The organism is Amycolatopsis sp. Poz14, from assembly GCF_006704225.1.
Lineage (GTDB): Bacteria > Actinomycetota > Actinomycetes > Mycobacteriales > Pseudonocardiaceae > Amycolatopsis > Amycolatopsis nivea.
On record NZ_JACLHD010000001.1, the window covers coordinates 6,113,464 to 6,136,410 of the forward strand.

Annotated in this window: 17 protein-coding genes and 2 tRNA genes; 11 read left to right on the plus strand and 8 right to left on the minus strand. The window is 70.6% G+C overall.

Going from position 1 to position 22,947, the window contains the following annotated elements:
* The first annotated feature begins 3 nt into the window (after positions 1–3).
* From chvE to mmsB, 3 genes are read left to right on the plus strand one after another with little or no spacing between them, the layout of a single operon-like run.
* Positions 4–1,110, plus strand: coding sequence for a multiple monosaccharide ABC transporter substrate-binding protein (gene chvE, locus FKO37_RS28645; RefSeq protein WP_238606503.1), 1,107 nt, complete (start codon positions 4–6; stop codon positions 1,108–1,110).
* Positions 1,107–2,627, plus strand: a complete 1,521-nt coding sequence (gene mmsA, locus FKO37_RS28650) for a multiple monosaccharide ABC transporter ATP-binding protein (RefSeq protein WP_238606504.1) — start codon at positions 1,107–1,109, stop codon at positions 2,625–2,627. The genes chvE and mmsA overlap by 4 nt, the downstream gene beginning before the upstream one ends.
* Positions 2,624–3,859 carry a multiple monosaccharide ABC transporter permease gene (mmsB, locus tag FKO37_RS28655; protein WP_037806337.1) on the plus strand — a complete coding sequence of 412 codons (1,236 nt, stop codon included), beginning with the start codon at positions 2,624–2,626 and terminating at the stop codon, positions 3,857–3,859. Before mmsA ends, mmsB begins: the two co-directional genes overlap by 4 nt.
* Positions 3,860–3,903: 44 nt before the next feature.
* On the opposite strand, the gene aztD is transcribed toward mmsB, so the two are convergent.
* Genes aztD through aztB form a run of 4 tightly spaced genes read right to left on the minus strand, consistent with a single transcriptional unit; the run spans position 3,904 to position 8,048 of the window.
* On the minus strand, positions 3,904–5,067 hold the full coding sequence (aztD, locus tag FKO37_RS28660; protein WP_238606505.1) for a zinc metallochaperone AztD: 1,164 nt from the start codon (positions 5,065–5,067) through the stop codon (positions 3,904–3,906).
* A gap of 42 nt (positions 5,068–5,109) precedes the next feature.
* Positions 5,110–6,009 (minus strand): zinc ABC transporter substrate-binding protein AztC, encoded by a 900-nt coding sequence (gene aztC, locus FKO37_RS28665; RefSeq protein WP_238606506.1) that lies wholly within the window; start codon positions 6,007–6,009, stop codon positions 5,110–5,112.
* Positions 6,006–7,190 carry a hypothetical protein gene (locus tag FKO37_RS28670; RefSeq protein ID WP_238606507.1) on the minus strand — a complete coding sequence of 395 codons (1,185 nt, stop codon included), beginning with the start codon at positions 7,188–7,190 and terminating at the stop codon, positions 6,006–6,008. Before FKO37_RS28670 ends, aztC begins: the two co-directional genes overlap by 4 nt.
* 36 nt (positions 7,191–7,226) lie before the next feature.
* On the minus strand, positions 7,227–8,048 hold the full coding sequence (gene aztB, locus FKO37_RS28675) for a zinc ABC transporter permease AztB (protein ID WP_043838566.1): 822 nt from the start codon (positions 8,046–8,048) through the stop codon (positions 7,227–7,229).
* Positions 8,049–8,093: 45 nt separating this feature from the next.
* Here aztB and aztA point away from each other — a divergent pair, with 45 nt between their 5' ends.
* From aztA to FKO37_RS28695, 4 genes are all read left to right on the plus strand, one after another.
* On the plus strand, positions 8,094–8,819 hold the full coding sequence (gene aztA, locus FKO37_RS28680; RefSeq protein ID WP_374204464.1) for a zinc ABC transporter ATP-binding protein AztA: 726 nt from the start codon (positions 8,094–8,096) through the stop codon (positions 8,817–8,819).
* Positions 8,820–8,880: 61 nt separating this feature from the next.
* A tRNA-Thr gene (locus tag FKO37_RS28685) sits at positions 8,881–8,955 on the plus strand.
* A gap of 10 nt (positions 8,956–8,965) precedes the next feature.
* Positions 8,966–9,038, plus strand: a tRNA-Asn gene (locus tag FKO37_RS28690).
* A gap of 22 nt (positions 9,039–9,060) precedes the next feature.
* Positions 9,061–11,340: a hypothetical protein gene (locus tag FKO37_RS28695; protein WP_238606509.1), complete on the plus strand. Its 2,280-nt coding sequence runs from the start codon at positions 9,061–9,063 to the stop codon at positions 11,338–11,340.
* A gap of 59 nt (positions 11,341–11,399) precedes the next feature.
* Here FKO37_RS28695 and FKO37_RS28700 read toward each other — a convergent pair whose 3' ends face one another.
* The 3 genes from FKO37_RS28700 to FKO37_RS28710 all read right to left on the minus strand — a co-directional run bounded on the left by FKO37_RS28700 (position 11,400) and on the right by FKO37_RS28710 (position 17,866).
* Positions 11,400–15,872 carry a cation-translocating P-type ATPase gene (locus tag FKO37_RS28700; RefSeq protein WP_238606510.1) on the minus strand — a complete coding sequence of 1,491 codons (4,473 nt, stop codon included), beginning with the start codon at positions 15,870–15,872 and terminating at the stop codon, positions 11,400–11,402.
* 131 nt (positions 15,873–16,003) lie between these two features.
* Complete coding sequence (locus FKO37_RS28705; protein ID WP_238606511.1) at positions 16,004–16,867, minus strand: alpha/beta fold hydrolase; 864 nt, start codon at positions 16,865–16,867, stop codon at positions 16,004–16,006.
* Positions 16,868–16,930: 63 nt separating this feature from the next.
* The gene (locus FKO37_RS28710) at positions 16,931–17,866 is read right to left on the minus strand and encodes an AraC family transcriptional regulator (RefSeq protein ID WP_238606512.1); all 936 of its coding nucleotides are present in this window, start codon (positions 17,864–17,866) and stop codon (positions 16,931–16,933) included.
* Between the two features lie 135 nt (positions 17,867–18,001).
* Here FKO37_RS28710 and FKO37_RS28715 point away from each other — a divergent pair, with 135 nt between their 5' ends.
* Both FKO37_RS28715 and FKO37_RS28720 read left to right on the plus strand, forming a co-directional pair.
* On the plus strand, positions 18,002–19,231 hold the full coding sequence (locus tag FKO37_RS28715) for a cytochrome P450 (protein ID WP_238606513.1): 1,230 nt from the start codon (positions 18,002–18,004) through the stop codon (positions 19,229–19,231).
* A gap of 1 nt (position 19,232) precedes the next feature.
* A complete protein-coding gene (locus FKO37_RS28720; protein WP_238606514.1) occupies positions 19,233–20,258 on the plus strand; it encodes an FAD-binding oxidoreductase in 1,026 nt (341 codons plus the stop codon).
* A gap of 66 nt (positions 20,259–20,324) precedes the next feature.
* Here FKO37_RS28720 and FKO37_RS28725 read toward each other — a convergent pair whose 3' ends face one another.
* Positions 20,325–21,005: a GntR family transcriptional regulator gene (locus FKO37_RS28725; protein ID WP_037806357.1), complete on the minus strand. Its 681-nt coding sequence runs from the start codon at positions 21,003–21,005 to the stop codon at positions 20,325–20,327.
* 114 nt (positions 21,006–21,119) lie between these two features.
* On the opposite strand from FKO37_RS28725, the gene FKO37_RS28730 reads away from it, so the two are divergent.
* Both FKO37_RS28730 and FKO37_RS28735 read left to right on the plus strand, forming a co-directional pair.
* Positions 21,120–21,971 (plus strand): fumarylacetoacetate hydrolase family protein, encoded by an 852-nt coding sequence (locus FKO37_RS28730; RefSeq protein ID WP_037806359.1) that lies wholly within the window; start codon positions 21,120–21,122, stop codon positions 21,969–21,971.
* A gap of 15 nt (positions 21,972–21,986) precedes the next feature.
* On the plus strand, positions 21,987–22,910 hold the full coding sequence (locus FKO37_RS28735) for a VOC family protein (RefSeq protein WP_238606515.1): 924 nt from the start codon (positions 21,987–21,989) through the stop codon (positions 22,908–22,910).
* Positions 22,911–22,947: the final 37 nt, after the last annotated feature.

Below are 22,947 nucleotides of genomic sequence, written 5' to 3' on the forward strand. Positions count from 1 at the left end.
ACAATGAGGTTCATTCGAGAAATCCGCACCGTCGCGGCGACGGCCGGGGTCGCGGTGCTCGCGTTCGGCGCCGCCGCCTGCGGGTCCAGCGCGAAGACCGTCGACCAGCAGGCGGGCGGGTCCGCCGGAGCGCTGGTTGGCGTGACGATGCCGACCAAATCGTCGGAGCGCTGGATCCACGACGGGGACAACATCAAGGCCGCGCTGGAGAAGCTCGGCTACCAGGTCGACCTGCAGTACGCCGAGAACGACATCCCCACCCAGGTCAACCAGATCGAGAACCAGCTGACCAAGGGCGCGAAACTGCTCGTCGTCGCCTCGATCGACGGCACCGCGCTCACCACCCAGCTGCAGGAGGCCGCCGACCGCAAGGTCCCGGTGATCGCCTACGACCGGCTCATCCGCAACTCCACCGCCGTGGATTACTACGCCACCTTCGACAACTTCAAGGTCGGCGTCGAGCAGGCGAACTCGCTGCTCAAGGGCCTCGGCGACGGGCCGGGCCCGTTCAACATCGAACTGTTCGGCGGCTCGCCGGACGACAACAACGCGACCTTCTTCTACAACGGCGCGATGTCGGTGCTCAAACCGCTGATCGCGAGCAAGAAGCTGGTGGTCAAGAGCGGTCAGGTCGACTTCGCGCCGACCGCGATCCTGCGCTGGGACCCGGCCACCGCGCAGCGCCGGATGGAAGACCTGCTCACCAAGACCTACACCGGCGGCGCGAAGGTCCAGGGCGTGCTCTCCCCCTACGACGGCCTTTCGATCGGGATCCTGTCGGCGCTCAAGAGCAACGGCTACGGCACCGCCGGCCAGCCCTACCCGGTCGTCACCGGACAGGACGCCGAAGTCGCCTCGGTCAAGTCCATCATCGCGGGCGAGCAGTACTCCACCGTCTTCAAGGACACCCGCAAACTCGCCGACGTCACGGTGAAGATGGCCGACTCCGTCCTCAAGGGACAGAAGCCCGCGGTCAACAACACCACCGACTACGACAACGGCAAGAAGGTCGTCCCGTCCCAGCTGCTGCAGCCGGTCGTGGTGGACAAGTCCAACTACCAGAAGGAACTGCTCGACTCCGGCTACTACACGGCGGGCCAGCTGAAATGACCGAACTGCTCGGCATGCGCGGGATCACCAAGACCTTCCCCGGCGTCACCGCGCTGTCCGACGTCACGCTGTCGGTGCGGCGCGGGGAGATCCACGCCGTCTGCGGCGAGAACGGCGCCGGGAAGTCCACCCTGATGAAGATCCTGTCCGGCGTCCACCCGCACGGCAGCTATGACGGCGAGATCACCTTCGACGGCCAGGCCTGCGCGTTCGGGTCCATCCGCGACAGCGAGCGCCGCGGCATCGTGATCATCCACCAGGAACTCGCGCTGTGCGGGCAGCTTTCGATCGCCGAGAACATCTTCCTCGGCAACGAACGGGCCCGGCGCGGCTGGGTCGACTGGAACCGGACCAACCACGAGGCCGCCGACCTGCTGCGCCGGGTCGGGCTGCGCGAGAACGCCGTCACGCCGGTCAGCGAACTCGGCGTGGGCAAACAGCAGCTGGTCGAGATCGCCAAAGCCCTGTCCAAGCGCGTCAAACTGCTCATCCTCGACGAGCCGACGGCCGCGCTGAACGACGACGATTCGGCGCATCTGCTCGGGTTGCTGCGCGAACTGCGGGACGACGGCGTCACGTGCGTGATCATCTCGCACAAGCTCGGGGAGGTCACCGCGATCGCCGACACCGTCACGATCCTGCGCGACGGCAAGACGATCGAAACGCTCGGCGCCGCCGGGCTGAGCGAGGAACGCATCATCACCGGCATGGTCGGGCGGGATCTCGAACACCGCTTCCCGCCGCGGGAACCGGACATCGGCGAGGAGGTGCTCCGGATCGAGGACTGGACGGTGCACAGCCCGAGCCAGCCCGGGCGGGTCGTCGTGGACGGGGCGAACCTGACCCTGCGCCGCGGCGAGATCGTCGGGCTCGCCGGGCTGATGGGCGCGGGCCGCACCGAACTCGCGATGAGCGTCTTCGGCCGCTCGTACGGCACGAACATCTCGGGGCGGCTGGTCAAGGACGGCAAGGAGATCTCGCTGCGGTCGGTCCGCGACGCCATCCGCAACGGCATCGCCTACGCCACCGAAGACCGGAAGCTCTACGGGCTCAACCTGATCGACGACATCCAGCGCAACACCTCCGCGGCGGGACTGCCCTCGCTCTCCCGCCGCGGCTGGGTCAACGAGCACACCGAACACGACGTCGCGCTCCGGTTCCACCGCGATCTCCGGATCAAGGCGCCGTCGGTGCGCAGCGTCACCGGCAAGCTGTCCGGCGGCAACCAGCAGAAGGTCGTGCTGGCCAAGTGGATCTTCACCGATCCGGACGTGCTCATCCTCGACGAGCCCACCCGCGGCATCGACGTCGGCGCGAAGTACGAGATCTACACGATCGTCAACGAGATGGCCGCGCAGGGGAAAGCGGTCCTCGTCATCTCCTCGGAACTCCCCGAACTGCTCGGCCTCTGCGACCGCATCTACACGCTCTCCGCGGGCCGGATCACCGGCGAGGTCGCCCGCGCCGACGCCACTCAGGAACTGCTCATGCGACACATGACGAAGGAACGGCCATGACCACCGCCAACCCCGTGCGGCCAGCCGATCCGGCCGCCCCGCCCGCCGGGCGCAGCCCCCGGCGGATCTCGATCAACCTCCGCCAGAGCGGCATCTACGTCGCGTTCGCGCTGATCGTCGTGCTGTTCGAGGTGATCACCGGCGGCGCGCTGCTCGAACCGCAGAACATCTCGAACATCATCGTCCAGAACTCCTACGTGCTGATCCTCGCCATCGGGATGATCCTGGTGATCATCTCCGGGCACATCGACCTGTCCGCGGGCTCGGTGGTGGCGATGACCGGCGCGGTCGCCGCCGTCCTCACCGTGAACCTCGGGCTGCCCTGGCCGCTCGCGGTCGTGCTCACCCTCGTCGTCGGCGCGGTGATCGGCGCCTGGCAGGGATACTGGGTCGCGTACTTCGGCATCCCCGCGTTCATCGTGACCCTGGCCGGGATGCTCGCCTTCCGCGCGCTCACCCTCACCGTGCTCGGCAACCAGGGCATCGGCCCCTTCCCCGACGCGATCCGCACCCTGTCCAACGGCTTCACCGGCGGATACCTCGGCAACATCGGCCTCGGCCCGCTCGGCGGCGCGGACCTGGTCAGCCTTCTCGCCGGGGTCGTCGTGGTGGCCGGAATCGTGCTCACGCAATGGCGCAAACGCGCCGCCCGGCTCGGCTACGGCCAGGAAGTCGACCCGTTCCCGCTGTTCGTGCTCAAGATCGCCGTCGCCGCCGCGCTGGTGCTGGCTGTGGTCGTGCAGCTGGCCCGGTTCCGCAATCTGCCGTGGGTGCTCGTCCTGCTCGCGGTGCTCGTGCTCGGCTACTCGCTCGTCGCCGGGAAATCCGTGTTCGGCAGGCACATCTACGCCATCGGCGGGAACCTCCAGGCCGCGACGCTGTCCGGGGTCAAGGTCAAATCCGTGACGTTCTGGGTGTTCGTCAACATGGGCGTGCTCGCCGCGCTCGCCGGCATCATCTTCGCCGGACGGCTCAACCAGGCCGGACCCACCGCGGGCGTCAACTTCGAACTCGACGCCATCGCCGCCGCGTTCATCGGCGGCGCCGCGGTCCAGGGCGGGGTCGGCAAGGTCGTCGGAGCCATCACCGGCGGCCTGATCATGGCGGTGATCAACAACGGGATGTCCCTGATCGGGGCGCCCAGCGAACGCGTCATGCTCGTCAAGGGTGCGGTCCTGCTCGCGGCGGTGGCTTACGACATCTGGACGAAGCGCCGCGCCGCTGCCCGCTGACTCGTGGCTGGTGGGCGACGTTTCGCCGCCCACCAGCCATTTGCTCAGCTTTCTGCGACAACTCCGCTGAGTTCGTTCGGCACGCCGGGGAGCGTGCCGGTCGCGGTCTTCTCCCCCGTCCCGAGATCGACCGCGTGGACCTCCTTCTTGCCCGGGTCCGTCACATACGCCGTCCCGCCCCGGACGAACAACGCCGGACGCGGCTGCTGCCATTCGAGCGGCTCCTGCCACGAGCCGATCACCGGGATCGTCCGGGTCACGCGGGCCGCGGCAGGGTCGATCACGTGGATCTTGCCGTCGGTGCCCAGCACCAGGCCCTCGCCCTGCGGGCCGCGGGCCAGGGAGCGGAAGGTGTAGCTGGTGCCGAGGTCCACGTGCCGCAGGCTGGCCTTCTCGGTGTCGATCAGCGAGACCCGCGTCGGCCGCTCCAGTTCCGCTTCCTTGTCGGTTTTGTAGTCTCCCAGCGTGATCGACGACTGCGGGGAGCCGGCCTGATTGCCGATGCGCCCGTACGCGTCCGGGCTGGTCACCTTGGTGATCTTGCCCGCGCGGTAGATCAGCGCGCCGGTCTCGCAGCCGACCACAACAGTCTCGCCCTGAGCGGTCGCTTCGCCGTGCACGCCCGGGCATTGGTCGTTGCGCGCGATCTCCTTGCCGTCCTTGTCCCGCACCGCGATGCCGTTCCGGGCGTCCTCGTTGCCGATCGTGGCGACCAGCTCGCCGTTGGCCAGTTCGACCGCGACGCCGTGATGCGGTTCCGGGGTTTTGTGCTGCGGCGCGGGCGGTTTCCCGGTCCCGAGCGTCGCCGGGTCGAGCACCGTGATCTCGCCGGTGCCATCGGAGAAGAGCACCGTTTTTCCTGCGTGCCGCACCACGTGTCCCGGCTTCGGGGCGCGGATCTCGGTGTCGGTCAGCGTCGCGCCCGCCGCGTCGAGGAGCCGGAATCCGGTGGCCGTGGACACGATCAGATGCCGGTCGTTGCCGGCCGGGTTGAGGCGGTTGAAGCCGGGCAGCGGGAGGTCCTTGACGACCTTCAGGGTTTTCCCGTCCAGCAGCGAGATCCCGCCGTCGTAGGTGATCGCGACCGGATCGGCGACCGTCTGGGGTGCGGCTGCCGGGGGCGGCTCCGGGGATCCGCAGGCGGTCACCGTCAGCAGCCCGGCCGCGGCGAGAGCGGCACAGGCGGTTCGGTAGGGCGGCACTGGCATTTCGTTCTCCTTGGTGGGGATGGGTTTTCTCGGTTTCGAAGATCAGGGCGTGGCCAGGCCGTCGACGATCGCGTCGGTATTGGCGCGCATCATCTCCAGGTAGGTCGCCGCGCCTTGGCCGGGTTCGCTGAGGGATTCCGAGAACAGCGACTTCACCCGCACCCGCACGCCCGCCTGATCGGCGAGCACCCGCGCGAGGCGGTCCGGCTGGGAGGAATCGGCGAAGACCGCCGGGACCCCGGCCGCGCGCACCGCGTCGGCCAGCGACTTCAGGTCGGACGCGCTGGGCGAGGCGAGCGTGGTGCCGCTCGGGATCACCGCGCCGACGACCTGGAAGCCGAACCGCTGGGCCAGGTAGCCGAACACGTGGTGGTTGGTGACCAGTTTCCGGCGCTGCGGCGGGATTTCCGCGAACCGGCGGCGCATCGTGTCCTCGAGCGTGCCGAGTTCCTGCCGGTACCGTTCGGCGTTGGCCCGGATCACGTTCCCGTCCACTCCGGACACTCGCGCGACGATCTGGTCGGCGATCACCGGCACGGCGGCGCGGACACGGCCGGGATCAGTCCAGAAATGCGGATCCGGACCGCCGTGGGCGGCGTAGCTGATCGGGTCGACCCGCTCGCCCACCGCCAGCGCCGGGACCCCGTTGCGCTCGGCCGCCTGGACCGTGCGCAGCATTCCTTCCTCGAGCCCGAGTCCGTTGTAGACGATCAGCCCCGCGTGTTCGACCTCCGCCGCCTGCTGGGCGGAAATACCGAAGGAATGCGGGTCGGCGTTCGGTTTCATCAGCACCGTCACGCCGGCCTGGTCGCCGACGATGCGGCGGGTGATGTCGCCGAGGATGTTCGTGGTCACCACCACCGAACCGCCGCTCGCGCCCGCGGCGGAACAGCCGGACACGACCAGGAGCGCGGCGACCAGCAGGGCCCGGATTCTGCTCATCGGCCGGTCTCCACGACGTAGCTGGCCTTGCCGGGAACGGTGAGCGTCCGGGCTCGGCGGAGGTGGTCGTTGTAGTCGATCTCGTAGATCTCGCCGGAGGACGGGTTGTTGACGTAGGCGCGGGTCGCGTCGACCTGGATCGCCGGGGTGACCGGGCCATTGACCGCGGGCAGCAACGGGACTTGCGCCTGCTGCGCCCCGGTGGCTGGGTCGAAGGCCCGCAACACGCCGTCCCGGGTCAGCACCAAGACCGGCGCGTCCTCGCCGACAGCGTTCAGCGCGGCGACCGGACCGGTCTCGATCCGGGACCACTTCCGGGCGCGGACGTCCAGTGCCCACACCGCGTCAGTCCCGGCCGCGGCAGCGAGCGTCGTGCTGCCGGGCCGGTGCGCGAACTTGGAGGCGCGTTCCTCCGTGCCGACCGGTCGCGGGTAGGGGATTTTCTCCCCGGCGAACGTCCCGTCCTTCTCGGTGACTAGCAACGCGCCGTCCGCGCAACCGAAGACGACGCCCCGTCGCGTGACGGCCGCACCGCTCAGTTCCGCGCACGACTGGCCGATCTCCGCGACCTGCTTGCCCTGCCGATCGTGCACTCGCACGCCATCGGCAACCGAGGCCAGCACGCGTTCGCGATAGGGCACCGCTACCCCGGCATGCGGACTCCGCGTGATCGTGCCGAGTTCGGCGATCGACCCGCGGTCCAGTTTCGCGCGGTCCAGCAACTTGGCAGTTCCGTCCGGAAAGGACAGTGCAGTGACCGCGGGATCGCTGTAAGCGGCCAGCAGCTGCTGGCCCGGCGCGGTTCCGGTCTCACGCACCGCGGCGCGGTAGTAGTGCACGTGGTCGCCGTGGTCGACCATCCACGCGCCGCTGTCGATGACGCGGACCCCGTCGGCGCGGCCGGTGAGGTAGCCGAACCGGCCGTCCCCGGCGATCGCGTGCGCGCCCTGCACCGTTCCGACCGGCGTGACTTGCTCGGTGATCAGGTCGAGCACGTGCGCCGCACCGGTCGAGGCGTCGGCGACGACCAGTCTCGACTGTGCCTCGGCGGTTTCCTCCGCTCCCTCGACGTAGCCGTGCGGCGTGGCGGCGGGTTGCTCCGCCGGATCGTGCCCGCAGGCGGCCAGCAGCGCCGCCACGGCCAGCGCGCCCGCCGCCCGGCGGACAGGAGATGTCGTCATGCGTCCTCGATTTCTGTTGTCGGACAACGGATTCGTTCAGCGACGGCGGCCGCGGACGGCGGACAGCAGGGCGGAGAGGAAGAACAGCGCGATCGCGGCGGCGGCGATGCTGGCTCCCGCGGCGGTGCCCCAGTGCCAGGACACGAGCAATCCCGCGACCGTCGACAGGATTCCCAGCAGCGCGGCGAGCACCATGACCGTCGTGATGCGGCGCGCCCAGAACGTGGCCGCGGCCGCCGGTCCGATCAGCAACCCGAACGCCAGCAAGGTGCCGACGACCCGGAACGACGCGACCACGGTCACGGTCACCAGCGCCAGCACCAGCGCGTTCGCGAGACCTGGCCGCAACCCCAGTGTCTGGGCCTTGCGGACATCGAAGGCGACGGCGGCGAACGGGCGGTAGCCGAGAAGCGACACCGCGGCGACCAGCCCCAGCGCGATCGCCAGGACCAGCAGATCGCCGGTGCCGACGGCGAGCACGTCGCCGAAGAGGAACCCGGTGAGGTCGACCGCGAACGACTGCGAATGCGACACGATGATCACGCCGGCGGCGAGCATCCCCACGAACAGCAGCCCGATCAGCGTGTCCTGCGACAACCGCCGCGACCTGCCCAGCACGGTCACTCCCCCGGCCATCACCGCGGCGCTCAGCACCGCGCCGAGCAGCGGGTTCACTCCCGCCAGCGACGCGATCGCCACCCCGGGCAGCATGCCGTGCGACAGCGCCTCCCCCAGGAAAGCCATCCCGCGCAACACCACCCAGGTGCCCGCCAGCGCGCACATCACCGACACGAGGACCCCGGCGACGAGCGCGCGCTGCACGAACGACACGTCGAAGGGGGTCAGCAACCAGGTCACGGCGCCACTATAGTGGAAATGGTTTTCATTCTCTTTAAGGGGGCTTTGGTGAACCTTGCCGAACCGGCTGTCACCTTGCGGAACGTCCGCGCGGGCTACGGGTCGCACGAGGTGCTCGGCGGGATCACCGCCGAGCTGCCCGCGGCGCGGAGCACCGCCGTCGTCGGGGCGAACGGGGCCGGGAAATCGACCCTGCTCAACGTGATCGCCGGCATCCAGCCGATCAGCTCCGGCACGCTGCACCGCACCAGCCGGTTCCGCGCCGCCTACGCGACCCAGTACAGCGAGGTGTCCGGCGAACTCCCGATCACCGTCCGCGCCACGGTGACCATGGCCCGCTGGGCGCACCGCGGCCCGTGGCGCAGGCTCACCGCCCGGGACCGGACGGTCGTCGAGGATTGCCTGGAGCAACTGGACATCGCGTCGATCGCCGACCAGCCGCTGGGCACGCTCTCCGGCGGCCAGCGGCAACGGACGCTCGTGGCCCAAGCCCTTGCCCAGCAGTCGGATCTGCTGCTGCTAGACGAACCCGCGGCCGGTCTGGACCTGCACGCCCAGACCCTCATCGACGACGCGCTCGACGCGACAGTGCGCGGCGGGACGACCGTTGTCCGCATCACCCACGACCTCACGGTTGCCCGCCGCGCGGCCCACTGTCTGCTGCTGCGCGACGGGCGGTTGCTCGCCGAAGGGCTGCCGTCCGCGGTGCTCACCCGGGACCGAGTGGCCGCCGGGTGGGGCCTGCCGGATTTTCCCGACCCCGCAGAGTAAGCCGGAATATCAGTGGCGGCGCTGTCCCGCCGCGACATAGGATTTCGGACGCGGGGAACGGCATGGAGTAGATCAGCGGCAGATCACCCGGCTCGTAACCGGGAGGGCGCGGGTTCGAGTCCCGCCTCCATGTCCAACCCCCGCTCCTTGGAGTAGTTCAGCAGGCAGAACACCCGGCTGTTACCCGGGAAGGCGCAGGTTCGAATCCTGCCTCCAAGTCTTGGCCACAGGGGGAATCCACATGGGACACACCGCGTCGCCGGGGTACGCCTACGGGCAGCTCGAACGGGCTGTGCGCACCGCCCTGTCCGCGAAGGACAGCGGGACGCGCCGTCGTGCGCGCGCGAAGGCCGACCGGTGGCAGGACGTCCTCACAGGCATGGCCACCGGTTCCCTGCGGATCGGCTCGCGGGTCCCGGTCGCGGGCACTCCGGCGTGGGTGACCCTCGAAGTCGTGCACGGCGGGTTCGCCACCGGCCGGTGCCTGGCCGAGGTCCCGCTGTCCCCCGCCGAGGCCGCTCTCTGCCCCGACGGACCGGGCCGGACCGACCGCGAACGGCTCAACCTCTGGTACCTCACCGACGCCGGGCTCGCCGCGCTGCGCGGCATGCTCGCCGCCGAGTCCTACCGGATTGACGTCCCGGAGGACGCCGCGCTGCCGACCGTCGCGTGGCTGCTGGAGCACGGGCACGCCGAAGCGGCGCTCGACCTGATCGCCGAACTGCGGCCGCACCTGCATCGTCTGCGCCTGGCCCCGCTGCCCGGCTCAGCGCCGCGACCTGCGGGCGCACTGGTCCGGCTGAGCACCGTCGGCGAAGTCCGGGAATCGCTGCGGTCCGCGAGCACCCCGCCCGCGATCAAGGCGATGCTGGAAACGCTGACGGTATGGCACCCGCTGTTCGACCGGCTGGTCGCGCTGTGGTGCGACACCGTCGAAGGCGAACTGCCGCGGCTGGACGAAACCGGCGTCACCGGCGGCTGGCCGTGCCGTACCTGGCCGGAGGACTGGCAGCAGCGTCGCGCCGAATGGCTCGAGGATTACGCGAGCGCGCGCTTCCGGCACACCGCGTCGGGAGTCCACGTCCACCCGAAGAGCAACTTCACCCGGCTGTACCACGCGTTGCGGGCGTGCGAGCGCGACAGCTCGGAACTGACCGGCCGGGACGTCGGCTGGATCCGCCGTGCCCTGGCGAACACGATCACCAAGCACGGCGAGCCGGGCTCGGAACCGCGGGCGGCGCTGCGAGCGCTGCAGGCCTCGGTCGCCGCGCGGCCCACGCACGCCGAACTCGCCGCCGCACTGGCCGAACGACTGGACCGCTTCCCGGCCGACGGCGGGCTGCCGTCGATCGAGCCGGTCGCCGGGGACGCGCCGGCGCACCTGGTCGCCAAGGTCGCCCGCGCGCTGGAGGCGCCGATCGAGGAACTGGTCGCGCGGAAGGTGATCACGTCGGCGGACGTCCTCGCGACGGTCCTGCCGCAGATCACCGCGCAACTGCTGGCCGCCAACTTCGACAACGAGCAGCTTTCGACGCTGTACGCGCAGACCTACGCGGCCTTCCGCCGTCGCCGCAGTTTGCTGCTGCTCGACCTGGAACACCAGGTCCGGATCGAGGAACTCCCCTGGGTCCACGCGCTCGACCGGCTGCGAACGCGGCGTCCGGACGCCACCCGGGCCGCCCGCCAGACGCTCTCCCAGACGGTGCTGCTGGCGCTGAGCGCGTTCCCGCAGGCGATCCTGCCGAACACGCTGGTGCGCGAACTGGGCGCGCTGGCGAAACAGGCCGGGCTGCCGATGCCGCTGGTCGAGGAGGTCGCCGCCGACATCTTCACGGGCATGTTCACCGAGAAGTGGCGGGCGGCAGCGGAACTCACGAGCCGCACGATGGCGGGCACGCTCTACGCGCGCTACTACGACCTGCCGGAATCCTGGACGTCGGAGCCCCGCCCGCGCCGGTTCCGCGCGCTCGCGAAGGGCACCGCCAACGATTTCGCCGACCTGTGCTTCGCCCGAGCCGGCGGAACCCGCACGTCGTGGCGGCTCCGCTCGGTCGCGATGAACGGCACGGTGCTGGAGCAGAGCCAGATTCTCACGACGCAGAACCTGGCAGTCCTGGTGCACACGCTCGATCTGCGGAAGCGGCTCCAGGCGTCGGCGCCTGAACTGGCCGCCGAGTCGCTGACGTGGACGGTGATCCGGCTGGCGACGCGCACCGACCACCACCACGCGGCCCTGCATGCGGTCAAGAACGCGGCCTACGCCTGGCGGCAGGCGCTGTTCTTCCTGAGTTTCTGCGACCTCGAAACTCAGCGGGCGACCGTCCACGAGCTCGCCGAGCAGGTAACCCGAGCGGGCCTGGCCGAACGCTTCACCCCGGCCGTGACCGGCTTGGCACACGTGGTGGAAGGCGGCCGGTTCACCCCGGAGGGCCAGATCGGCGGCGGGACCGGACGGCGTCTTCTCGGGTGGACTACGGGAAAGCACTGGTGCCTGCCCGAGGTCCGAGCGGCGCGCGGCTAGAGAGACGGATCGCGGCGCCAGGCCGAAAGCCGTGACCGTCCATTCCGGACAGTCTCAGCTCACCGGGTCGCGGTCGGCAGCCTCGCCGCGACCCGGGAAACGACCGACTCCACCACCGGCAGCATCGGCGGCGCGAACTTCGCCACCACGATGCCGCCGCCAACCCCCGCCCACGCGACCGGGCCCAGCGGGGTGCAGCCGAAGAAGTGACTCACCACCGGCGTCTGCACCACCGCGAACAGCACCGCCGCCGAGCCGAGGCTGGTGGCCAGGACCAGTGGGCTGTGCTCGCGCCCGGACAGGGTCTGCACCAGCTGCGCTCCGACGAGGCCGCACAACGACATCGTGCTGGTGCGGCGCGCGGTGCCCGGCGTCCAGGTGCCGGCCAGCCACGCGGTGGTCGCTCCCAAAGCCGTGACGACGCCCCGGTCGCGGATCTGCCGGGTCAGCGGCGCGCCGAGCGACCCGGTGCCCACGTCCTCTCCGGTGTCCGGCGCGGCGCTGGGGGTGACCGAGATGGCCATCGCCGGGAACATGTCGGTCAGCAGGTTCACCAGCAGCAACTGCCGCGTGGACAACGGTGAAGCCCCGGACAGCAGCGTGCCCAGCACGGTGAACCCCACCTCGCCCGCGTTGCCGCCGATCAGGATGCTGATCGCGTCCGCGACGCTGCGCCACAGCGCCCGTCCTTCGTCGACCGTGTCGGCCAGCACCCGAAGATCGCCGTCGGTCAGCACGATGTCGGCGGCGTTGCGCGCGGCCGCGGATCCGCGTGCGGCCAGCGCGATGCCCGCGTCGGCGGCCCGGATGGCAGCGGCGTCGTTCGCGCCGTCGCCGACCATCGCCACGACCCGGCCCGCGGCCCGCAGCGCCTCGACCACCTGCAGCTTCTGCTCCGGTGCCACCCGTGCCACCACTCCGGCCTCGCGCAACAGGTCCGCCCGGCCGGCCCGGTCCAGCGCCGCCAGTTCCTGCCCGGTCACGACCGAGGTGTCCTCGGGCCAGCCCAATTCGACGGCGACAGCCAGGGCGGTGCGCGGGTGATCCCCGGTCAGCACCACCGGGTTCACGCCCGCCGCGCGAAGCCCGGACACCATCGGCGCCGCGCTGGGCCGCGGGCTGTCCGCCAACGCGAGCAACCCGATGAACTCCAAGTCCGCCAACGGTTTCTCGACGGCCTCGGGCAATCCGTCCAGACCCACCCGCCGGCGAGCCACCGCCAGCACCCGGAGGCCGGAGCCAGCCAGCGATTCCGCCCGCGCAAGGACATCAGCCGGGGCGTCCGGGCAGCACGGGAGCACTACCTCAAGCGCTCCTTTGACCACCAGCCAACCGGTCTCGCCCTCAACGCCCGCCGCGGCCGCGTAGCCACGGCTCGCCTCGAACGGCAGGCCAGCGACCTGCTGCCAATCCTCACCCGGCGGCGACGCGGCGAGCACCGCGGCGTCGGTCGCATGCGCGTGCTTCGCTCGGGCACTGTCCTCTTCGGACGGACAAGCCCGCGCCCCGGCCCGCAACACCTGCGTCGCAGCGTCGGAGCCCGCAGCTCGCTCCAGCGGCAGAACCTCGCCATTCGCCGTCGCGACCTTGATGACCTTCAGTTCGTTCGTCGTCAGCGTGCCGGTCTTGTCGAAACACACGGTGTCGATCCGGCCCAGCGCTTCCAGCGTGCGCGCGGAGCGAACCAGCACGCCCCGGCGGCTGAGCCGGCGCGCGGCAGCCATCTGCGCGACCGTCGCGACCAGCGGAAGTCCCTCTGGCACAGCGGCAACCGCGACCGCGACGCCTCCGCTGACCGCCTCGCGCACCGTTCGCCCGCGCAGCAACGACAAACCCGCGACGGCGACTCCGCCAGCCAGCGTCAGCGGCAGGGCCTTGCTGGTCAGTTCCCGCAGCCTCGCTTGAACCCCGGCGGCCGGCGCGGTGCGGGACGCCAACGCCACAGCGCGCCCGGCCTCGGTGCGGTCGCCAGTGTCCGCGACGATCGCCCGAGCCGACCCCGCGACCACGGTGGTTCCTTCGAAAACCATGCACCGGCGGTCCGCGATGTCCGAGGCCGGGGTCGGCGCGGTTTGTTTCGGCACCGGCAGGGATTCCCCGGTCAGCACCGATTCGTCGACCTCGAGGTCGTGCAGCCGCACCAACCGCGCGTCGGCGGGCACGACGTCGCCCGCTCGCAGTTCCACCAGGTCACCCGGCCGGAGGTCGGTTGCGTCCACCGCTTCCGGTTCGGCGTCCGAGGAGGCCAGGCGACGGGCCTGCTGAGTCTGAGTCGCCGCGAGGCCCGCCAGAGCCTGCTCCGCGCGCAAGCCCTGCACCCCGCCGACGAGCGCGTTGGCCCCCATCGCGGCCAGCACCAGCAGCGCGTCCACAGTGGATCCAAGAATCGCGGACGCGGCGGCTCCGACCGCGAGCACCGGAGTGAGCGGATCGCTCAACTCGCCGCGCATCGCGCCGACGAGACGAAGCCCAGTCGCCACCGCCGCGGTTCCGGGCAATTCGGCGGCCTCCGCGGCCAAGTGCTGGGCGCGCTCGGGCAGACCGGCGCGGCGAGATCGGCGGCGGCGCGGATCCGAGGCGAGCTTGCGCAGCACTTCCTCCAGCGGCAACGCGTGCCAGGCGACTCGCGGCCGCGGCGCCGGCGCCGCTTCCGCTGCCATGGCGACGGCGCTCTGCCATCCCGCGGCCAGCGCGACACCGGTGGCAAGGTTGACCGGACTCAACCGCGCCAACGGCGACAACAGACGCCGCCACTGCCGGTGCCCGTCCGTGGCGACCACCAGACCGGACAAAGCCGCCGCGGCCTCGGCGCAGGTCGTCGCCCGGTCGCCAGCGGCACGCGCACTGCGCACCGCGCGCATCAAACGCCAGACTCCCGCCAAGCCACTGATCGACAGCAAGTCAGCGGCCCACACCGCGGCATCGCATCCGTGCGCGACCGCGACCGCGAGATCGCCGCGCAGCAGGCCGTCCAGCACTTCCTCCCGGGCAGACGCGTCCGCGCTCGGCGGGACGCGGGCCAGGGTCAGCACGACATGGCCGTCCCCCTGACACGCGGTGACGACGTCGGCCATCGCGCGATCGGTGACGACCTCGTCCGCCAGCGCGGCGTCAGCGCCCGGCGAGCTGCCCTGGACGACCACGATCCGCAGACCGGCTTGCCCGGCCGCGTCCAGCACGCTCTCCGCCAGCGGATCGGGCACCCATCCGACGAGCACTGTTCCGGCGTCCACGCCGTCGGCCGAGGCGATCATCAACCCGGTCTCGGCATCGGGATCGTCGGGTGCCGGCCGCAGCCGCACGGAGCTGTCTTCGCCGTCCACCGCGTGCAAGGCCGCTTGCCACAGCCTGCCTTCCGCCCACTCGGTGTCAGTGGGATGGGCCTCGAGCACCGTGCGCTGGTCGCCGCACAATGCGTTGCTGTGCACCACAAGGGTGTCGGCCGCTTGCAGCAGCCGGAGCCGGTCTGGATTCCGGACGAGCACCCCCTCGCGCGCGAGGGCGAGTCCGGTGCCCGAAGCGTAGGCAGCCCAGCCGTAGCGAGCGGGTTTGGGTGAACTGGCAAGGATCGCCGAACTGGCCTGGCTGAGGTCGCGTTTGAACAGCACGGTCGCCCCCGCGCCGACGAGGCCGCCGGTCAGCGCGGTCTTGGCGTAGTCGGTGACCGGATCCGGCGGCGCTGGCCTGCGTTCGGGCCGGGCGGTCGGACAGTCGCGATCGGGCACGCACAGCCGGTCGCAGGACCGTTCGAACGCGACCACCTGCGCCACCGCGTCCGCGAGCTGCCCGGCGCGCAGCAGCACGTCGAGGGCGAGGTCGGCGGGTGACTTCCCGATGCCGTGCAGCGCGGCGTTGGCCGTGGCGACCGCCAATTCGGCACCAGGCCTGCCGAGCCTGGCGCGCAAGAAGTCTTGTGCGAGCGGATGTTCCCGCACCGCGGTTAGCGCAGCAGACAGCACTTGCGGAGGACGGCGCAGCCGCAGGGGCGTAGCAGCCGTCGCCATCGCGAGCCCGGCACCGCTGATCGCCAGCGCGGCAGCCTGCGTCTGGACCGCGCTGAGATCGCCGGGATGGGCGGACGCTTCGTCCGGGGAGCCAACGGAAAGCCCGTGCTTCCGGGCGCGGGCCGTCACGGCGGCCACCAAACGGTCGCTGGCCGCGCCTTCCGCCATCGTCAGCACCATCCGCGACAGACCGGCGTCCCAATAGGCGGCGAGGACGTCGGGTCGAGCCACCGCCTCGCGGACCAGCTTCCGCACCACGCGTCCGAACCGGCTCGCGTCGCCAGTGGATTCCGGCCGTAGTCCGACGTGGAGCTTCTGCCCGTGCCGCCACACCGCCTCGGTTCCCTTGGCCCCATGGACAACAGCGTCGCGCAACACCCGCGCGGCACAGGTCGTGGCGCGGACGCTGGCACCCGCTCCGGTCGTCACGGCATCGGTTCCGAGGCTGACCGCCTCGACGGCCACACCCGCGACCTGTCCCGCCCCGCGGAACGCACGCGACACCAAGGAGGACAGATTTCCCGTCATGCTCTCGTCATCCTCCGCGCGCCGACCCGCTGCCCTCGAATTCCTTCCATCGCCAGCACGGTCCTGATACCCGGTGGAGAGCGAGGCAAACACCCGGACGAGGGAAGCTGTCGCGTGGAACGGACCAGCGGCTACCGGAGGAACCGAACCAGCGTTTCCGAGAGCTGGTCCGGATTTTCCTCGGCCATGTGGTGCCCGGACTCGATGCGGGCGGACGTCAGCTCGCCGCTGACCCACGACCGCCAGATACCGACCGGATCGCCGTAAAGGTCCTCCATGTCGTCCCTGACAGACCAGGCGACGAGAGTCGGACAGGAGATGACGCGCTGTGCCGCCCGGTCCGCCTCGTCATGGGCACGATCTACGGTCAGCCCGGCGCGGTAATCCTCCAGCATGGCGCGGACGGTGGCTGGATTCGTGACCGCGCGCGTCATGTCGAGATAGTTCTCGCGCCCCATGGCTTTCTCATTTGGGCGGTACCAGGTAAGGGGATCCGCCGTGATCACCCGCTCCGCGTGCGGGGAGGCACCGAGGAAGAACCAGTGCCACCACGCCGTGGCGAACTTAGTGCCCGCGCGTTCGAGCGCCTCGAGAATCGGCACGCTGTCGAGGACGCCGAGACGGGACACCGAATCGGGATGGTCCAGCGCGGTGCGGTAAGCGACGTAACTGCCGCGATCGTGTCCTACGACGGCGAATCGGCGGTGGCCGAGGCTGCGCATCAGAGCCACGATGTCGGCTGCCATCGCGCGATCGCAGTAGACCTCGTGGTTTTCGTCGGGATCGGGTTTGGCCGATCGGCCGTACCCGCGCAAATCCGGGCACACCACGGTCAATCCCGCCTCGGCAAGCTGGGGAGCTACCCGGTACCAAGTCGTATGCGTCCGGGGATGCCCGTGCAGCAACACCACGGGCGGTCCTTCCCCGCCACTTCGCCCGTGGATGGTCACTGAGTCGCTGACGGAGACGTCCCATTCGGCGAAGGTGTCGAACACGCTTCCACTCTCGCACCGCCGAGACCCGCTCGCGCGCTGGTGCGCCTCGCTCCACCGGAAGACTCAACGAGCCTGCGAAGGCGACTCCCCATAACGCCGCCGAAACGCCGCCGCGAACCGGCTGGCGCTGGAAAATCCCCACCGCGCCGCGATCTCGCTCACCGAGAATTCCGGGTGCTCTTCGAGATCCGCGCGCGCATGCTGCAACCGCACCCCGACGAGATGCTCCGTCGGCGTGCAGCCGACCCATTCCCGGAAGCTCTCCTGCAACCGGCGAACCGTAGTCCCGGCGACGGCAGCCATGTCCGCCGCCGTCCACGCCCGGGCCGGGTCGGCGCGCACCGCGTCGACCACTCGCGTGATCGCGCGCGGACGCGGCGGCGGGACGCGGCCGGTATCGGGGCAGCCCGCGAGGAGGAATCCGGCCGCGACCGCTCCGGCCAGCTGTTCCCGGACGATCGGCTGGTCGCTGAACAACGAGCCGTCGCGCATCTGCGACGAAAGACCGGCGACGAGATGCCGCCAGTCGCGCGCGGGACCGTGCTCCAGCGGCAACTGGTCCGGGAGCGCACCGGCGACGCGGACGGTCCCGGCGCCGACGACCCGTTCGGCCTCGCGGTCCAGCCAGTCCCGGTCGAATTTGACGCCCAGCACGGTGCAGGTCGCGTCCCAGTGGGTGATCAGCGAAGGCGTGTCCGCCCGGAAGACGGTCGCCTGTCCCGGCACCGACGTCACCGAACCGTGCCTGCCACGGCTGGCGAGATGACCGGTCAGCGGCAGGTTGACCTCGTACGCGGACGGGTAGTCGCAGGCGATCTCGACGTCGGCTCCCCATCCGACGTACCCGATCAGCACCGGGCCGAGGTCCAGCGTCCGCAGGGTCAGCCGCGGCTCGCGGCCGCCGCCGAGCGGCGTCAGCTGATGCGGAAAGTAGGCGTCGGCCACCGACTTCGAGACTCGCTCCCAGTCCCGCGGCGCCGCACCACGGCGTGCGGACATGGACGCATGCTAGCTGATCAGCGGCGGAGCGCCGGATTCGTCGCGCGATCCGTACTGGATCCGCGCTTCGCGTGTCGTGGGCGCTGCCCGCGCGGACCTACCTTCGCCCCACCACGCACGAAGGAGGCCGCGTCAATGACGACGAACAGCACCACCGCCCCGGACCTGTCCTGGATCGACGACATCACCATGGCCCAGCTGGAGCGCAACCCGTACGAGCCGTACGAACGGCTGCGCCGCGAGGCCCCGCTGGCGTACGTGCCGGTGCTCGGCTCATACGTGGCGACGACCGCGGAGATCTGCCGCGAGATCGCCACCAGCCCAGACTTCGAAGCCGTCATCACCCCGGCCGGCGGACGTACCTTCGGCCATCCGGCGATCATCGGGGTGAACGGCGACATCCACGCCGACCTGCGCTCGATGGTCGAGCCCGCGCTGCAGCCGGTCGAGGTCGACCGGTGGATCGACGACCTCGTCCGCCCCATCGCCCGCGGCTACCTGGAGAAGTTCGAGAACGACGGCCGCGCGGAACTCGTCTCCCAGTACTGCGAACCGGTCAGCGTCCGTTCCCTCGGCGACCTGCTCGGGCTGCAGAGCGTCAGCTCGGACAAACTGCGCGAATGGTTCGCGAAACTGAGCCGGTCCTTCACCAACGCGGCGATGACCGAGGACGGCGAATTCGCCAACCCGGAGGGGTTCGTCCAGGGCGACGAGGCGAAGGCCGAGATCCAGGCGACGGTCGACCCGCTGATCGACCGGTGGATCGCCGAACCCGCCGACACCGCGATCTCGCACTGGCTGCACGACGGGATGCCGCCGGGCAAGACCCGCGACCGCGAATACATCTACCCGACGATCTATGTGCACCTGCTCGGTGCGATGCAGGAACCGGGCCACGGCATAGCCTCGACGCTGACCGGCCTGTTCAGCGAACCCGACCAGCTCGAGCAGGTCGTGGACGACCCGGCGCTGATCCCCCGCGCGATCTCCGAGGGGATGCGCTGGACCTCGCCGATCTGGTCGGCCACCGCGCGGATCTCGACCAAGGCGGTCACCGTCGCCGGGGTCGACCTGCCCGCGGGCACGCCGGTGATCCTGTCCTACGGCTCGGCCAACCACGACACCGGCGTCTACGAGGCCCCGACCCGCTACGACCTGCACCGTCCCCCGCTGCCGCACCTGGCGTTCGGCGCCGGGAACCACGCCTGCGCCGGGATCTACTTCGCCAACCACGTCATGCGGATCGCGCTGGAGGAACTGTTCGAGTCGATCCCGAACCTCGAGCGCGACACCTCCTCGGACGTCGAGTTCTGGGGCTGGGGCTTCCGCGGGCCGACGTCGCTGCACGTCGCCTGGGAGGCCTGACATGTCCTTCACCGCGACCGTCGGCGGCCGGGAAGTGGCCTGCGGGCCGGACCAGCCGATGCTCGACGCCTTCCTCCGCGCCGGCGTCTGGATGCCGAACTCCTGCAACCAGGGCACCTGCGGCACCTGCAAGCTGCGCGTGGTCGACGGCGCCGTCGACCACCGCGACTCCCCCGCCGACACCCTGACCGAGGACGAGCGGGCGGCGGGCCTGGCGCTGGCCTGCCAGGCCCGGCTCCGCTCGAACGTCGTCGTCGAAACCTCCGGCGGCGCCGCCCGGGCCACGCACCCGCTGCGCGACCTCACCGCGACCGTCCGCGAAATCCAGGACATCGCCCGCGACACCCGGCGGCTGCGGCTCGGCCTGCCCGAACCGCTGGCGTTCAACGCGGGCCAGTACGTCGAGCTGACCGTGCCCGGCACCGGCGTGCGTCGCCAGTACTCGCTGGTCAACACCGCCGACGAGGACAAAGTTCTGGAGTTGCACGTCCGTCTGGTGCCCGGCGGAGCGGCCACCGAACAGTGGATCTTCGCGGGTCTCGCCGTCGGAGAACAGGTCCAGGTCACCGGCCCGCTCGGCGATTTCTTCCTGCCGCCCGAGGACGAGGACGACGGCGGCCCGATGGCGCTCATCGGCGGCGGCACCGGCCTCGCCCCGCTGATCGGACTGGCCCGCACCGCGCTGTCCCGGGACCCGAGCCGGAAAGTGGTGCTGTACCAAGGAGTTCGCGGTGCGGCCGACCTCTACGACCTCGACCTGATGGCCGAACTCGCCGACAGCTACCCGGGTTTCTCGTTCCTTCCGGTGCTGTCGCACGAACCCGGGAACAGCACGTATCGCACCGGTTTCCCGACCGACCAGTTCCTCGAGGACGTCCCCAGCGCCCGCGGCTGGTCAGGCTGGCTCTGCGGGCCGCCGCCGATGGTCGACGCCGGGGTGAAGGCGTTCAAACGCCGCCGCATGGCGCCGCGGATGATCCACCGGGAGAACTTCACTCCGGCCGCTGCCGCCACCTCAAGTCCGTGAAGGGCTCCTTGAGGGAACCAGATTCCCTCAAGGAGCCCTTCACGGACCGCAGCGCCGAGTTCCGGGTCAAGGCCGGTTCGGTTCGTCCTCGGCGCAGCTGATCAGCAGCTGCGCCGTGTGCGCGATGTGGTCCCGGAGCCGTTCGGCCGCCAGGTCCGCGTCGCGCGCCAGTGCCGCTTCGAGGATCGCCTTGTGCTCGCCCGGCACGTCCCGGTCGGGTTCCTGTCCGAACGAGACTGACCACTGCCGGTACAGCTCGGCTTCCTCGCGCAGCCCGCGCGCGGTGGCGACCAGCCTGCGGTTGCGGCAGCCGTCGAACAGGGCCAGGTGGAAGTCGGAGTGCGCGGCGACCCAGGCGTCGGCAGGGCGGTCCGGGTCGACGGGGTCGGTGAACGGGGTCCGCTCCAGCAGGTGGTGCGCGGCCACCGCGCGGGCCTCCCACTGCACGTCGCCTTCGAGGATCGACAGCCGCAGCACCAGCGATTCGATCTCCAGGCGCGCCTTCGTCAGGTCTGCGAGATCCTCGTGCGACAGCGGCGTGACCGTGTAGCCAAGGTGCGGCCTGGTTTTCACCAGCCCCTCGGCGGTCAACCGGGTGAGCGCCTCGCGGGCCGCGCCGACGCTCGTCGAGTACCGCTCGCACAGTTCGGGAAACTTGAGGCGCTGCCCGGGAATCATCCGGCCGCCCAGGATGTCCGCCCGGAGCTGCTGGTAGACGCCCTCGGCGCGCGTCGTGTCCCCTGCCATGGCGTCCACTCTAGCGGATACGAATCCTCTGGCAACTTTCGAAAGTTTGTTGCCTCATCGAATCTCAGCGCGTACAACTGGAGGGCACCGAAGCCGGACGCGAAGGAGCCCCGCATGAAAGTCGCCACTGTGGACGGACGACTGGCACTGGTCACCGCACCGGGAAAGGCGGTGGACGCGGCCGAGGCCAGCGGCGGGCGGTTCGGCCCGGACGTCCAGCAGGCCTACGAGCGCTGGGCGGAGCTGTCGGAATTCGCCGCGACGATCGGCGCGGGCCACGCGCTCGAACGGCCGGTCAGCGACGAGCAGCTGGGCAATCCGGTCCCGGCGCCGCGCCAGGTGTTCGCGATCGGCCTCAACTACGCCGACCACGCGGCCGAATCGTCCTTCGCGGTGCCCGAGACGCCGCCGGTGTTCACCAAGTTCCCGACCTGCCTCAGCGGCCCGTACGGCGACGTCGTCATCCCGGACGGCGGACACGTCGACTGGGAGGTCGAACTCGTCGCGGTCGTCGGCAAGCGCGCCGAACGAGTCGCCGAGGAGCAGGCTTGGGACTGCGTCGCCGGGCTGACCGTCGGGCAGGACATCTCCGAACGGCTGCTGCAGCTGGCCGGACCGGCCCCGCAGTTCAGCCTCGCCAAGTCCCATCCCGGGTTCGGGCCGCTCGGCCCGGTGGTCGTGTCGCCGGACGAGCTGCCGGATCGCGACGACCTCGAACTCGGCGCGCTCGTCAACGGCGAGCAGGTGCAGAAGGGCCGCACCTCGCAGATGGTGTTCTCCGTGCCCGCGCTGATCGCCCGGCTGTCCGCGGTGACCCCGTTGCTGCCCGGCGACGTCATCTTCACCGGCACCCCGTCCGGCGTCGGCATGGGCCGCACGCCGCAGCGCTACCTCAAGGCGGGCGACCAGCTCGTCAGCTACGTCCACGGCATCGGCGAACTGCGGCAACGGATGGTCGCCGCTTAGCGAAAGGGCTGGACAATGGGACTGCACCGGTTGAACTCGCTCGTCGTCGGCGTGCCCGACGTCGCCGCGACCGCCCGCTACTACCGCGAATTCGGGCTCGCCGAGGACGCCGACGGCTGGTTCAGCACCCGCGACGGCGGCCGTCAGCTGAAGATCGTCCACGCGCCGCGGCGGCAGCTGATGGAGCTGAGCATCGGCGCGGACGAGCCGGACGATCTCGCCCGCATCCGCGGCCAGCTGTCCTCTTTGGACATCCAGGCCGACATCGCGGGCGACACGCTGGTCACCCGCGAACCGGTCACCGGATTCCAGGTGGTCGTGCGGATCGCCGAACGGCTGCACCAGGATCCCGAGCCGCCCACGCCGTACAACGGACCCGGGAGGCTGGAGCGCACGAGCACACGGGCGCCCGGCGTACTGCGCACCGGACCGGTGCGTCCGCGCAAGCTCGGCCACGTCGTCGTCGGTTCCCCCGACCACGAGCGCACGATCCGGTTCTTCACCGCCGGCCTGGGCTTCAAGACCAGCGACGCGATCAAGGGGCACGGCGCTTTCATGCGCTGCTCGACCGACCACCACAACGTGCTCGCGCTCGCCGCGCCGGTCGCCTTCCTGCACCACACGTCGTGGCAGGTCGAGGACGTCGACGAGGTCGGCCGCGGCGCGACCGCGATGCTGGAGGACCATCCGGAACGGCACGTGTGGGGCCTCGGCCGCCACCACGCCGGGTCGAATTTCTTCTGGTACCTCAAGGATCCCGCGGGCAACTTCTCCGAGTACTACTCCGACATGGACAGCATCCTCGACGACCAGCTCTGGACGCCGGAGACGCTGGAAGGCGCCAAGGGCCTGTTCAACTGGGGCCCGCCGCCCCCGCCGTCGTTCCTGCGCCCCGACGATCTCGCCGCGCTCATGACCGGCGCGCACCAGGCCGGCTGACCCGGCCGTCCCCCTTCCTTCCCGCTGACTGGGCGCG